This is a genomic window from Planococcus sp. RAB007_Raresut (assembly GCF_057369535.1).
Map to the genome: position 1 here is coordinate 41,226 of NZ_JBXYIF010000004.1, position 12,952 is coordinate 54,177.

Here is a 12,952-nt window from a genome sequence, read left to right on the forward strand (position 1 = left end):
TAATTTATTCACATTGAAGAAAGAGGTGGCGATTATAAAGGATCCGGTTGAACTTTTGCCGCATGGACAGGCCATTAAGTATTTTATTGCAAGGCTGCCGGAAAAGCACCCCCGGAAAGATTATCTGGAAAATCAGCTGCATCGCAAAACTGCTGGCGAACGCGGGGAAAATAAGATGCGGAAGAAATTCCGGGAGTTTCACCTGGACGAGAATTTTACGGCATTATGGGATATCGGCCTGGAAGACGGCGATTGGAAGACGCAGTTTGACGGGCTGGTGCTGACGGAAAAGAGCATAATCATCCTCGATTCGAAGAATGTTAGCGAAGATCTCCATTTCGATGAGAAGACGGGTGAATTTATTCGCATGGATTCGAAGGGGCAGCGGCTGATTCTGGATAATCCGGTGTTTCAGCTGAACAAGAATATACAGTTTTTGAGGCTTTGGCTTGGGAAGCGGAAAATTGATGTCCGTGTGAAGGGTCTGATTGTGTATACGGCGAATCAGTGTCTGTTCCACTCGAAGCCGACCGGCGCGCCGATTTGCAAAACGTATCAGATGAACGACTATCTATACAACATCCTACATTCCCTTCCTCCAGATCCTACACCTTTGAAAATCAATAAAATCAAGAGATTAATCGAGGCCAATCACTCGCCGTATGTGCGAAAGCCGCTTTGTGAAACGTATCAAATCGCATATAGCGACTTGCAAAAAGGCGTCTATTGTGCGGATTGCAAGGGTTACCAGGTGGTGCGCATGAAAAGGAATTGGGTGTGCCTCCGTTGCGGGGCGAAAAATTCAGCTGCCCATCATTTTGCGCTGCAGGAGTATTTTTCGTTTGTGGATGATAGTGTTACGAATAAGGAGTTTAGGGAGTTTTGTTTGTTGGAGAATGCTGCAGTAGCGAATAGGATTTTAACGAAGTATGACCTTGTTATTACTGGGGAGAATAAAGCACGTCGATATCATCTTAAGAAGAAAGGTTGACCGCCGCTTGAAAAAGCGGTGCTTTTTTATGCGTTTTATGCTGAACGTTGATATATTCTCCTGAGCGTTGATATAAATTTTTGAACGGAGATATAATCTCCTGAACGTTGATATAATCTGCTGAACGTTGATATATTTTTTTGAACGTTGATATATTCCCCACAGCTATTTTCCCTCCCCAAAAAACATCCCCCAACCCACCTTCCCAAGCAAAATCTCCTTCTCACACCCAACCAAAACCACAATTTGATGCTTTTCGCAGGCGAAAAGCGATTAAAACCTTCAAAAAACACTTACAAGCTTCATCTCTACCCACCACTTTTATTTTATTTGAAGGAAATCTCACACACTCTCTAAATCCCATTGCAAATCCCCCCTCACCACCAACCAAAACCACAATTTGATGCTTTTCGCAGGCGAAAAGCGATTAAAACCTGGAAAAAACCCAAAAAAAGCATCAGTCTTCTCCACTTTTATTTCTTTAAAGTACTCATCCCCATATTTATAGCAAGCTCACCCTCTCACACCCAACCAAACCACAATCGCAAGCTTTTCGCAGGCGAAAAGCGATTAAGAGCCTAAAACCCTTAAGCGCTCTAATGTTATTTCATCTTCCTATTCCAAAATCTCACGAACAACCTCTCTTTCGCCGTCGTTTTTCAGCCTGTAATGTCCGTCTGTCTTATCGGTGTTAAACAGGTCAAAGCCATCACCGAAATCGAGCCACAGCCTGAGCGTGTCAATGGATCCGTTATTGTAAACCAGCACGATACTATAGTCGGGCTGCCGTGAGATTTCGTATGAGCCATTTTCGTGACGTGATTTATTAAGTGAGTGGATAAAATCCTCAATTTCTTCCTGATTATCTATTAAAAACGCTTCCTTAAATTCTTCATTCGCATAGTCGTAAGCTGATACTTCCAGTTGGATCGGGACTTCTTCGAAATCATTGGATGAGAAGACGAGGTCAGCAATTAATAATAAAGCGCCGGCCAATAGCAAAACAAATAGAATCTTCTTCATAGACCCTCTCCTCCTTTATTGTTTAGACGATAACTTTGGAAATTAGTTACACGCATTAATCCGAAAATTAATAACCAAGTTAACTGGTCAGAATAAAAGGTTTTATTGTATAATGATTTCACGCTCTAATTGAGTGAATTGTTTGAGATTAAAATTTCTTTGCGGAAGGAATTGAAGATAGATGAAATATGGATTTTGGCTGCCGATATTCGGCGGATGGCTGCGCAATGTGGAAGACGAGAATATGCCGGCGACTTTTGACTATGCAAAAAAAGTAACGCAGTCGGCGGAGCAATGGGGTTATGATACGACGCTGATCGCTGAGTTGAATTTGAATGATATCAAAGGGATGGAAGCTGATTCGCTGGAGGCGTGGTCGACGGCGGCGGGGCTTGCGGCGGTGACGGAAAAGATCGAGATCATGGCGGCGATCCGCCCGGCTTTCCATAACCCGGCGGTGACGGCGAAGATGGCGGCGAATATCGACCGGATTTCGAATGGCCGATTCACGCTGAATGTCGTGTCAGCCTGGTGGGCGGAAGAAGCGCGACAATACGGAGGGCAATTTACCGAGCATGACGAGCGGTATGAACGGACGGATGAGTTTCTTCAAGTGATGAAAGGCATGTGGACGCAGGACGAGTTTTCGTTCAAAGGGAAATACTATGACATACAAAATGCGCGACTTTCACCTAAACCGGTTCAGCGTCCGAATCCGATTCTGTATGCGGGCGGCGAAAGCCCGCGCGGCAAGAAGTCGATTGTGGAAGGCTGCGACGCCTACGTCATGCACGGCGGAACGGTGGAAGAAATCCAGGCGAAGATTGAGGATATGAAAACATTGCGGAAAGCGGCCGGCAAAATGCCGCTCCAATCATACGGAATGGCCGCTTATGTTGTGTGCCGCGATACTGAAGAAGAAGTCGCCGCGGAATACGCACGCATTGTGGATATGAAAGAATCGAGCGGTTACGTCGGCTATGACGATTTCGTCAGCAAGTCACAGCTCGAGCAGCAAGTGAAGCTGGAGGATTATTCGGTTTCCAACCGCGGCTTGCGTCCGAATCTTATCGGCACGCCGGAACAGATTGCCGACCGCATCCTCGCTTACGAAGCGGCTGGCCTGGATTTATTGCTGTTGCAATTTTCACCGCAGCTGGAAGAAATGGAACGCTTTTCGAAACGAGTGATGCCATTGGTTGAACAAAAACGCGAAGCGCTTCAAGCGCTTTCGAACTAAGGAGATTTACTATGACTGAAAAAATATATGTAATCCACGAAAATGAAGAATGGACGACGCATTTATTTAAGCGGCTGGATGAACTCCAATTGCCTTATGAAGACTGGTTTATCAATGAAGGATTGGTCGATTTGAATGCCACGCCACCTGAAGGCGTCTTTTACAGCCGGATGAGTGCTTCTTCGCATACACGCGGGCACCGTTATGCACCGGAAATGGCGGATTCGCTGTTGGCATGGCTAGAACATCACGGACGCACCGTTTTCAACGGTACGCGCGCGCTTCGCCTTGAAGTCAGCAAAGTGAACCAGTCCATGGCGCTGAACGCTGCGGGCATCCGTACGCCGAAAACGATTGCAGCAAATGGGCGTGAGCAAATTATTGCGGCTGCTGAAAAACTGGACGCGCCGTCGGTCATCACCAAGCATAACCGCGCCGGTAAAGGCCTTGGCGTTCGCCTGTTTCATTCCATCGAAGCGTTGAAGGAATATCTCGACGGCGGCGAGTTTGATCCGTCGATCGATGGCATCACGCTGATCCAGGAATACATCCAGGCGCCGGAGCCGTTTATCACGCGCTGCGAGTTTGTCGGCGGAAAATTCGTCTACGCGGTGCAAGTGGATACTTCGGAAGGATTTGAGTTATGTCCTGCTGATGCCTGCCGCATCGACGACCTGTTCTGCCCAGCCGGCGAGCAGCAGCCCGAAGAAAAACCGAAATTCCAGGTGGTCGAAGAATTTGATGATCCGATCATCGCGAAGTACGAAGAGTTCCTTCGCAAAAACGAAATCGCTGTAGCGGGGATCGAATTTATCCGCAATGCTGCGGGCGAGATTTTCACTTATGACGTCAACACCAATACGAATTACAATTCGGACGCGGAAGCGGCTGCCGGCAAGTTCGGCATGCTGGAACTGGCGAAGCTGCTCGGCGAAGAATTGGAGAAATCGAAAGTTACAGTTTAATAGTCACAAGCAGATTTACTAAATCACTAAAAACAGCTCATCCAGCGTAGGCGAAAGCCATTACTGGATGAGCTGTTTTTATTTATTCTACTCCACACTCACCAATTCGCTTAAAACTTCCCCATCAGCATTAACGGATTTTACTGATGCAAAGCCTTCGACCATGTAATACATGGAGCCGTCATCTTGGCTCGTCACTTCCGTGGCATTGGTGAAAGTCTGATATTCGGTTTCCACGGTAACATTGACGTCGGTGATTTCAAGAGTGATGGCTTCATCGCCCAACCCGATGGTAAAGGTTTTGCCTACTTCAATCGGGTAAACGAGATTCAAATCACGTTCGGAATACGGATAGCCGGTTGCAAAGAAATCGTAGTTTTCAAGCTCGAGATATTCATAATCATTGGCTGTGCCGTCCATATCCACTGTCCACATGTAGCCGTAAGTCAGATCACCGCGGTCCGGCACATCTTCAAAACTGTGCACTGCTGTTGAGCCGTCCGCCATTTCGTAAGTGTAGACTTTGGTTTTGTCTTTTTGATGGGATCCTTCGATAACCGCATCGTTTTTAAATCTTGGTTCCAACGCACGAGCCAGGAATGCCGCGTATTGCCCGCGTGTCACTTCTTCCTGAGGCCGGAATGTGTTGTCCGGATAGCCGTTCGTGATGTTGACCGCTAAAATCTTACTGATCGCTTCTGCGTAATAAGCATTCTGCGGTATATCCGTGAACGACACATCGATAGTAAAGGCAAGCTCAAACACCCGCTCCATGATCAGCGCCATGTCCCCTCGAATAATCGGAGCTTCAGGTTCAAATTTATCATTCCCGACACCCAGCACGTAGCCCGCTTCCGCAGCTTCTGCAATATAGCCGCTGGCGTAATGCCAAGATGGAACATCACTGAACTGCGTGGCTTTTCTTGCTCCGTCCAATTCCATCAGTCGGCCGATCGTCACCACAGCTTCAGCCCGCGTCACTTCTGCATCAGGCCTAACTGTGCCATCTGGATAACCCTCGATTACTCCCCGGTCCATCAAATACGTAATTTCTTCATAGAATTGATGGTCTTCTGATAAATCCGTGGCGGCGGCAGCAGGCAGCGCCAGAAGCAAAGCCAGCAACACAATCAGCGCACTCGTCAACTTCTTCGTCATATCATCTCCTCCGTTCCCTTTATTTGTTGCCTACAGTTTAACAGTTGCCGACGGTTTATTCACCTCATTATCAGTAAATTCAAACTTTTTAACTAGATATATATTTATTAGTTGATTTCAAAACCTCCACTGATAAAATGAAGGGTGAAAGGTCTAAAAGTTTAAAAATTCTGATTATATGAGGAGGAATCATTTTTGGGAAGATTACAGGATAAAGTGGCAGTGATTACAGGTGGAGCCGGCGGAATTGGCAAAGTCACAGCGAAGCGGTTTTTGGATGAAGGTGCTTCAGTCGTATTAGTGGATTTGTTCGAAGATGCACTTGCTGAGGCAAAAAAGGAACTGGGCGACAATGTGCTGACCGTGCAGGCGGATGTTTCGAAAGAAGAAGATGTTAAGAATTACGTAGCTAAGACTGTGGAGCAATTCGGCAAGATTGATATCTTCTTTAATAATGCCGGCATTGAAGGTAAAGTGGCTCCGATCACTGAGCAAAAAATCGAGGATTTCGATAAGGTCCTTTCCGTGAATGTGCGCGGTGTCTTCCTGGGATTGCAGAACGTCCTCCCCGTCATGATTGAGAAAAAATCCGGAAGCATCATCAATACCTCTTCTGTTGCAGGTCTTGGCGGCTCACCGAACGTGTCGCCCTATATCACCTCCAAACATGCGGTTGTCGGTTTGACGAAAGCCGCCGCTGTTGAAAATGCGGCGCATAATATCCGGGTGAATTCCATCCACCCGTCGCCGGTCAATACCCGCATGATGCGTTCGCTCGAAACAGGACTTGAAGTCGATGAAGCGACACTCGCCCAATCGATTCCGCTTGGCCGTTACGGGGAATCCGACGACATCGCCAATCTCGTGCTGTTCCTCGCTTCTGATGAAAGCACTTTTATCACAGGCGTCCAGTACCGCATCGATGGCGGTATGGGAGCATTGTAAGGATTAATTCAATTTAAATTTCAGAATAAACCCGCTCGGAATCTATGGATTTCGAGCTTTTATCATGGTCACTTAAATTTCATGTATAAAATCAATCCGGATAATCAGCATTTATAAATGTCAATATTTTATTGTTAATAACAATAAATTATTACTTTTTCATTACAAATATGTTAAACTGAAAACAAACAGGGAGGGATAGATTATGAAGACGGTTATGTCTTTAATCGCTGCTGCCATCCTGATGTTCAGTTCGTTTTCGTCTCCTGCCAAGGCGATCGTTTTGTTCGACGACGTGCCCGGTGATCACCCGTTTGCCCTGGAAATCGCGTTTTTGCATGAAGAAGGAATCATCAATGGTTACCCCGATGGCACCTTCCGTCCTGATGCCCCGGTAATCCGGTCGCATGCCGTCGCAATGATTGGACGCGCATTGAATCTGGATGACACGCCGCGTGACCCAGATTTCCGTGATGTATCTGCCAGCCACGAGTTTTCCGGTTATATTGCTTCAGCTGCAGAACAGGAAATTATATTCGGATACCCGAATAATTATTTCCGCCCCGATTGGACAGTGACACGTGCCCAAACGGTAGCAATGCTAGACCGCGCCCTTTACTTCCCGGATGCACCCGATAATAATTTTCGGGATATGCGTGAAGACCATTACGCATTTGATGCCGTCTCGAGACTTGCGTACCAAGGCGTTGCCCGCGGTTATCCGGATAACACATTCCGTCCGGACATTGATGTGACACGCGCCCAGTTTGCAGCGTTCCTGGCACGAGCCATCGAACCAAGTTTTATTCCTGAGAAACAGGACTTGCTGATGACTGCCAATGAAATTCTGGCAGAACTGCAGGCTGAGGATTTTGAAGATGTTGCCGCTTATGTCAGCTCCTCCGATGGGTTGCAGTTCTGCCCATATGCCGGCGGCTGCGTCGACAATGGCGGAGTCACATTTACGAAAGCTCAGCTTCCTGGCTTCATGAATGATCCGAATGATTATTTTTGGGGATATCAGGACGGCAGCGGTTTTGAGATCAACTTGACGCCTGCCGAGTATTACGATGAGTATTTGATGGATGCCACTTATACCGCCAAAGAACGTTATGGTCGGAATTATCCAACAGCCACGGAGTTTATCCATCAGCTTTATCCCGAAGCGACTATTGTCGAATACTATTTCCCAGGCACAGACCAATATGATGGTCTGGACTGGCAGAGCCTGAACATGGTATTCGTGAAAAACAGCAATGGTGATTGGGTGCTGGTTGCGATTATTAACGATCGTTGGACGGTTTAGGATTTGGAAATTAAACAGAAAGGGACCCGTCGGACATCCTTCCGACGGGTCTCTCTTTAGTTCCATCTATCCCTCCCTCTTCTTCCGTACAGGTTTATCATCCTTCTCAAGTTCAGCTTTTTCCGAGATAGGCGAAATAACGCCAATCACCGGAATGCCAAGAACCTCTTCAATATCCTGTTCATTTTTTATCGTGGTATCCAGATATTCCAGCAGAAACGCGATTCCGACCCCCAGCATCAGTCCGACGATCGCAGCGATTGCCATATTGAGCACAGGGTTCGGCGACGCGGGTTCCGGATTTTCTCTTAATATAGCTCTAGACAAGACGGAGACATTGTCGACGTTCATCAATTCCTGAATGTCATTCTCGAAGACATCCACTGTCGTATTGGCGATATCCACCGCTCTTGCCGGATCCTCGTCCTGTACAGCGATGTTTACGATCTGTGATTGTTCAGCATTGCTGACGGTAATGTTGTTATCCAGCTGATCCGAGTTCATATCGAGATTCAGTTCTTCAACGACCTGATCCAAAATTGCAGGACTTTTGATGATGCCTGAATATGTATTGATCAATTGCAGATCGGTCTGGATATTCTGATTGATTAATTGGCCCGTCTCTGCCGGGTTCTGATTGACGAGAATCTCTGTCGATGTCTCGTAGACAGGTGTCAATAAAAAATAAGAGATGGCGCCTGCTATGAGAACTGCCAGCAGTGTCAGCAATGCAATAAGTCCAAGGCGCTTTCGGATCGTTTTAAACAAGTCCTGTAAACTGATTGTTTCTTCCATTGTACTGACAGCTCCTTCAGTGTTTTGCCATACCGATTTTCAAACAAGATTAGCAGCTGCATCCGGACAAACTAAAAAGCCGCACCACCAGCCATCTATTATGACAATCGGGAACAGCCTTGTTGAAGTTGCAGCATTTTAGTAAAGCTATTGTTTAAGCTTATTGTGCTTAGCTAGATATTCATGTTTCTCTGCCCGCAGATCAAATTCTTTTATAAAATGCAGGACGGCTTGCCGCGGAATGCCAAGTTCCCTCGCTGTTACTGATGGCCCTTCATCTCGTCCGATGTAAATTTGGCGTATCACTTCATCTACGTTTTTCTTATATTCTTTTTCCAGCTTCTCGATGTAGTTCTGATAGGGATGCATACCGATCATCCTACTTTCCACTCAGATTTTAAATGTGTACTGAATTTTCTGTATTTTATCTTTAGTTGATTATAACCTTATGACAGAATTTAAACTAGTCTTTTTTTAACTGAAGACTGACAATTTAAATACAAAAAGCGGCACCGGAATCCATAGGTTTCCGGTGCCGCTTTTGCCGTTTCATCTTCAGTTCGGCCAGTGGTGCATGAAAAAATAGGACAAGATGCCAACTACCGCTAAGATGGACAGGATCAGCATTGGTATCAGTCCGAAGGTGGCTTCCATTGTGTTCCCTCCTCCCTTGCCTTTCATCTCTTCGCCTTTATCATAATCCTTATTTATTAAAATAGATATAAATAAATCTGATTATTCAGTTAAAATAAATACTACATGCTATTCTTCAAAAACGTCCTTCTCCACTCCATTATCAAAACGTACATATGCTTATCCGCTCTAGTATTAAGTACAGATGCGTAAAACGCCGTCTTCCATTGCGGCTTTATCTTCTTCAGCCATCTCCCGATAAAATCTTCAGGCATCCCATCACCTTCTTGCCGCCAATTTTTGAGTATGGATTCCAGGGCGGTGGATCAGCAACAGTACTATTACTTACCATTACCCGTATTCCCCGATTTTTAGCTATTCTTTTTAAAGCTTTTGGCACCACAGAATTTATAGTTTTTGTAATTATTCATCATTATGTACAAATGCATTATAAATACCTGTTATCCCGCCATTAAACAGACAAATTTATACAAATTTATTTATGCTATACTTATATTGGCAATTATGTGAATATAATTAAAAAACAATTAAAGGAGAACCTATACCTAATGAATAAATCCATCATTCGTCAAATCGATGTATTAGTCATCGAACCACACCCTCTTTTTCGTGAAGGGCTAAAGCGTGTGCTGGAAGCAGATTCCAGAATCAGGATTACAGCTGAAGGTGAAAATGGAGAACAGCTTCTTCCTTTATACAAGGAATACCAGCCTGATGCTGTCTTGATCGAGTTGAACCTTCCGCAAAAAAATGGAGTCGAAGCAACACGCGAACTTATCCAGCATTTTCCACAGGCAGTTGTCCTGCCCATTACTGTTGTAGATGACTTCGCCCATGTCTCCCAGGCAATCCAAGCAGGTGCATCCGGCTATTTGCTGAAAGATATGGACTCAAATGCCATTGCCGATGCCATAAGGACGACCATCAATGGCGGAATTTATCTCCATCCAAAAATCACAAAGGATTTTTTGACGGCGTTTAACAAGCTGGCACTCGATGAAAGCACAAGCAGCTTTGTTCAAACAGAAATCAAACTTCCATATCACCTCCTCACTTCCAGAGAAGCAGAAGTACTCCAATTGCTTGCGGACGGCCTCAGCAATAAAGCATTAAATGAAACTTTAGATATCAGCATTAAGACGGTCAAAAACCATGTTTCCACCATCTTACGGAAAATGGGCCTCAAAGATCGTACGCAAGTTGTGGTACAAGCCTTAAAAAATGGCTGGGTAGAACTTCGCTGACAAATCATACATCCCTCTCACCATCGTTCAACAATCCACGATTACCTTTACATACGTATTTCGCAAATTTCATCTCTGACATAAACCAACTGTTCCCGATAAGAATACAAAAACCGCATCCAGAATAATGGATGCGGCTCTTTCAAATTCATTTTATTTTTTCAACTTAATTGAAGCCATTTCTGAATTCAATGCTTTAAACAATGCGATCACCATCAGAATCATGACAAACGAAAATGGCAGCGCCGCTATAATGATCGTATTCTGAACAGCTTCCAAACCCCCAACCCATAACAGGATCGCGGCAACCAATGACTGTGCTACGCCCCACAAGATTTTGATCTGGTTGCTCGGCAGCAAAGAACCGTTTGTTGACTGCATTCCCAATACGAAAGTCGCCGAATCGGCGGAAGTGATAAAGAAGGTGCTGACCAGCAGAATTGCCAGTATGGACAGCAGCATTCCCATCGGCATTTCATTGAACATGCCGAAAAGCGTCTGGTCGATCGGCAGAGACGTCAAATCTACGCCGTTTTTCTGGAAGTCGACTGCCGTTACACCGAAAGCGGCAAACCAGAATGAACCGAAAATAGTCGGCACCAGCACGACGCCAATCAGGAATTCACGGATTGTGCGCCCTTTTGAAACCCGAGCGATAAACATACTGACAAACGGTGCCCAGGAAATCCACCATGCCCAGTAGAAAATCGTCCAGCCATCGAGCCAGCTGCGGTTCTCTGCATTAAGCGGTGCAGATTGTGTACTAAGACTGATCAGATTTTGAAGATATCCCCCGAATGTTTCAGTGTACATATTCAAAATCAGAATCGTTGGGCCGAGTATCAATACAAGAATCAATAATGTAATGGCAAGAACCATATTGGTATTCGACAAATACTTGATTCCTTTATTCAATCCGGACCAAGCGGAAATGATGAACAGCAATGTCACAACGCCGATGATCAGCAATTGCATCCATTCTGTCTGCGGAACGCCGAATAAATAAGCGATTCCGCCATTAATTTGAATTGCCCCTAACCCCAGAGAGGTCGCTACACCAAAAACTGTCGCGAAAACAGCCAGGATATCGACTAATGTGCCGAGCGGGCCGTTCATACGGTCACCGAAAATCGGCTTCAATGTAGATGAAATCAGCGCAGGTTCACCTTTACGGAATTGGAAAAAGGCTAGAGACAACGCGATGATCCCGTACATTGCCCAAACGTGGATGCCCCAGTGATAATAAGTGCGCTGAAGAGATTCCTTAAACGCGGCATCGGTTCCAGCTTCTGCTGTCGCAGGCTGACTTGCGAAATGCGATAAAGGTTCAGATGCTCCGTAGAAGACAAGTCCAATCCCCATACCAGCTGAAAACAGCATGGCCATCCAGGTGATTGTGGAGAATTCGGGTCGATCCCGGTCTTTGCCGAGACGTAATTTACCGTAAGGGCTGACGATAATAACAAACACCAGGATTAATAGGACAGCCATTATGACAAGATAATACCAGCCAAAGGCCGTATTGATGAACGATCTGATATTGCCTGTCGCTTCTTCGAACGCGGCAGGTGCTACAACACCGAAAAGGACGGTTAAAATTACCAGTGCAAACGTGATATAAAAAACCTTTGTAGCTTTCTTCATGTTGCCTCCTGTTAACGATTTATTTGATACATAGTTGTTAAGAATACCGAAAAACAACATTATAGTCAAATACCATAGAGATGACAGATAGCCACTCGCAACATTGAAGCCGCCCATCACAAAACAAAAAAATGCACGAACAACCCTCTCCATTACTGGATATTATGGGTCCTTCATGCACTACTATTAACTGCGTATTTCATTTTAAATTTTGTTTGTTGCTTATTTATTATCCCTTTATAATTTAGTCGGTGCCCGCTCGCCCTCTTTAACTCCTTCACTTTTAAAAACATATACAAACGTCCACACCAATATCTTCAGATCCAGCAGCAGGCTCATATGATCCACATAGCCCCCGTCAATCTTCGCCTTCACTTCAATCGGCAGCTCATCTCTGCCATTAATCTGCGCCAAACCTGTCAAACCCGGAAGTACGTCATTCGCTTTGTACTTGTCTCGCTCCTCAATCAGATCAAATTGATTCCACAGCGCCGGCCGGGGACCTATCATGCTCATATCCCCTTTCAAAATATTAAAGACCTGGGGCAGCTCATCCAGGCTCGTCTTCCGCAGAAATTTGCCCGCTCGGGTTATGTAAGCCTCCGGTTTATCCAGTAAATGGGTAGGCATATCTTTCGGCGCGTCGATTTTCATCGTCCTGAACTTCAATATATGGAATTCGCTTTTCCCCCTGCCAATCCGTTTTTGCCTGAATAAAACCGGGCCAGGTGTATCCAGTTTGATGAATAGGCTCAAGAGAAGAAAAACAGGCGACAATATGGCAAGAACGGTCAGGGACAATAAAACATCGAAGGTTCTTTTGCAAACTGAAAACATTCTACGCACTCCTTCTTTGGACTTCTTCCACTTAACCAATTGATTTAAAATTACTGAAAATTCTAATAAATAAAGATTATGTTACCATGACTTTTCCCCTGTGTCACTATAAAATTAATAAAAAATTGTAATGTTGTTAGGTATTAGGAT

General features: G+C 45.2%; 13 protein-coding genes. 6 read left to right on the forward strand and 7 right to left on the reverse strand.

What is annotated here, in order from left to right:
• The first annotated feature begins 25 nt into the window (after window positions 1–25).
• Entirely contained in the window at window positions 26–991 is a 966-nt protein-coding gene (locus AC2Q9J_RS09135) for a nuclease-related domain-containing protein (RefSeq protein ID WP_499039206.1), read from the forward strand.
• Here AC2Q9J_RS09135 and AC2Q9J_RS09140 read toward each other — a convergent pair.
• Together AC2Q9J_RS09140 and AC2Q9J_RS09145 are read right to left on the reverse strand one after the other, a co-directional pair.
• A complete protein-coding gene (locus tag AC2Q9J_RS09140) occupies window positions 975–1,187 on the reverse strand; it encodes a hypothetical protein (RefSeq protein WP_499039208.1) in 213 nt (70 codons plus the stop codon). The two genes, AC2Q9J_RS09135 and AC2Q9J_RS09140, sit on opposite strands and share 17 nt — an antisense overlap.
• Before the next feature lie 419 nt (window positions 1,188–1,606).
• The gene (locus AC2Q9J_RS09145) at window positions 1,607–2,014 is read right to left on the reverse strand and encodes a YhfM domain-containing protein (RefSeq protein WP_499039210.1); all 408 of its coding nucleotides are present in this window, start codon (window positions 2,012–2,014) and stop codon (window positions 1,607–1,609) included.
• 181 nt (window positions 2,015–2,195) lie between these two features.
• Between AC2Q9J_RS09145 and AC2Q9J_RS09150 the strand changes: the two genes are divergently transcribed.
• Complete coding sequence (locus AC2Q9J_RS09150) at window positions 2,196–3,254, forward strand: LLM class flavin-dependent oxidoreductase (RefSeq protein WP_499039212.1); 1,059 nt, start codon at window positions 2,196–2,198, stop codon at window positions 3,252–3,254.
• Between the two features lie 11 nt (window positions 3,255–3,265).
• A complete protein-coding gene (locus AC2Q9J_RS09155) occupies window positions 3,266–4,219 on the forward strand; it encodes an ATP-grasp domain-containing protein (protein ID WP_499039214.1) in 954 nt (317 codons plus the stop codon).
• Between the two features lie 87 nt (window positions 4,220–4,306).
• Here the strand turns inward: AC2Q9J_RS09155 and AC2Q9J_RS09160 are convergent, their stop codons facing one another.
• Window positions 4,307–5,377, reverse strand: a complete 1,071-nt coding sequence (locus AC2Q9J_RS09160; RefSeq protein WP_499039215.1) for an S-layer homology domain-containing protein — start codon at window positions 5,375–5,377, stop codon at window positions 4,307–4,309.
• Between the two features lie 195 nt (window positions 5,378–5,572).
• Here AC2Q9J_RS09160 and AC2Q9J_RS09165 point away from each other — a divergent pair, with 195 nt between their 5' ends.
• Together AC2Q9J_RS09165 and AC2Q9J_RS09170 are read left to right on the forward strand one after the other, a co-directional pair.
• Window positions 5,573–6,322 (forward strand): SDR family NAD(P)-dependent oxidoreductase, encoded by a 750-nt coding sequence (locus tag AC2Q9J_RS09165; RefSeq protein WP_499039217.1) that lies wholly within the window; start codon window positions 5,573–5,575, stop codon window positions 6,320–6,322.
• A gap of 205 nt (window positions 6,323–6,527) precedes the next feature.
• Entirely contained in the window at window positions 6,528–7,628 is a 1,101-nt protein-coding gene (locus AC2Q9J_RS09170; RefSeq protein WP_499039218.1) for an S-layer homology domain-containing protein, read from the forward strand.
• Window positions 7,629–7,694: 66 nt separating this feature from the next.
• On the opposite strand, the gene AC2Q9J_RS09175 is transcribed toward AC2Q9J_RS09170, so the two are convergent.
• Together AC2Q9J_RS09175 and AC2Q9J_RS09180 are read right to left on the reverse strand one after the other, a co-directional pair.
• A complete protein-coding gene (locus AC2Q9J_RS09175) occupies window positions 7,695–8,423 on the reverse strand; it encodes a YveK family protein (RefSeq protein WP_499039219.1) in 729 nt (242 codons plus the stop codon).
• A 147-nt stretch (window positions 8,424–8,570) separates the two neighbouring features.
• On the reverse strand, window positions 8,571–8,801 hold the full coding sequence (locus AC2Q9J_RS09180; RefSeq protein ID WP_499039221.1) for a hypothetical protein: 231 nt from the start codon (window positions 8,799–8,801) through the stop codon (window positions 8,571–8,573).
• Between the two features lie 824 nt (window positions 8,802–9,625).
• Here AC2Q9J_RS09180 and AC2Q9J_RS09185 point away from each other — a divergent pair.
• On the forward strand, window positions 9,626–10,321 hold the full coding sequence (locus tag AC2Q9J_RS09185; RefSeq protein ID WP_499039223.1) for a response regulator: 696 nt from the start codon (window positions 9,626–9,628) through the stop codon (window positions 10,319–10,321).
• A gap of 153 nt (window positions 10,322–10,474) precedes the next feature.
• Here the strand turns inward: AC2Q9J_RS09185 and AC2Q9J_RS09190 are convergent, their stop codons facing one another.
• Together AC2Q9J_RS09190 and AC2Q9J_RS09195 are read right to left on the reverse strand one after the other, a co-directional pair.
• Window positions 10,475–11,965: a glycine betaine uptake BCCT transporter gene (locus tag AC2Q9J_RS09190; protein ID WP_499039225.1), complete on the reverse strand. Its 1,491-nt coding sequence runs from the start codon at window positions 11,963–11,965 to the stop codon at window positions 10,475–10,477.
• A 237-nt stretch (window positions 11,966–12,202) separates the two neighbouring features.
• Entirely contained in the window at window positions 12,203–12,802 is a 600-nt protein-coding gene (locus tag AC2Q9J_RS09195; protein WP_499039227.1) for a sugar transferase, read from the reverse strand.
• Window positions 12,803–12,952: the final 150 nt, after the last annotated feature.

Excerpts from the sequence above, each read along its gene's own strand:
- AC2Q9J_RS09155 (WP_499039214.1), top strand. The coding sequence starts at position 3,266 with ATGACTGAAAAAATATATGTAATCCACGAAAATGAAGAATGGACGACG.
- AC2Q9J_RS09145 (WP_499039210.1), bottom strand. The coding sequence starts at position 2,014 with ATGAAGAAGATTCTATTTGTTTTGCTATTGGCCGGCGCTTTATTATTA.
- AC2Q9J_RS09185 (WP_499039223.1), top strand. The coding sequence starts at position 9,626 with ATGAATAAATCCATCATTCGTCAAATCGATGTATTAGTCATCGAACCA.
- AC2Q9J_RS09190 (WP_499039225.1), bottom strand. The coding sequence starts at position 11,965 with ATGAAGAAAGCTACAAAGGTTTTTTATATCACGTTTGCACTGGTAATT.
- AC2Q9J_RS09180 (WP_499039221.1), bottom strand. The coding sequence starts at position 8,801 with ATGATCGGTATGCATCCCTATCAGAACTACATCGAGAAGCTGGAAAAA.
- AC2Q9J_RS09195 (WP_499039227.1), bottom strand. The coding sequence starts at position 12,802 with ATGTTTTCAGTTTGCAAAAGAACCTTCGATGTTTTATTGTCCCTGACC.
- AC2Q9J_RS09160 (WP_499039215.1), bottom strand. The coding sequence starts at position 5,377 with ATGACGAAGAAGTTGACGAGTGCGCTGATTGTGTTGCTGGCTTTGCTT.
- AC2Q9J_RS09150 (WP_499039212.1), top strand. The coding sequence starts at position 2,196 with ATGAAATATGGATTTTGGCTGCCGATATTCGGCGGATGGCTGCGCAAT.
- AC2Q9J_RS09175 (WP_499039219.1), bottom strand. The coding sequence starts at position 8,423 with ATGGAAGAAACAATCAGTTTACAGGACTTGTTTAAAACGATCCGAAAG.
- AC2Q9J_RS09170 (WP_499039218.1), top strand. The coding sequence starts at position 6,528 with ATGAAGACGGTTATGTCTTTAATCGCTGCTGCCATCCTGATGTTCAGT.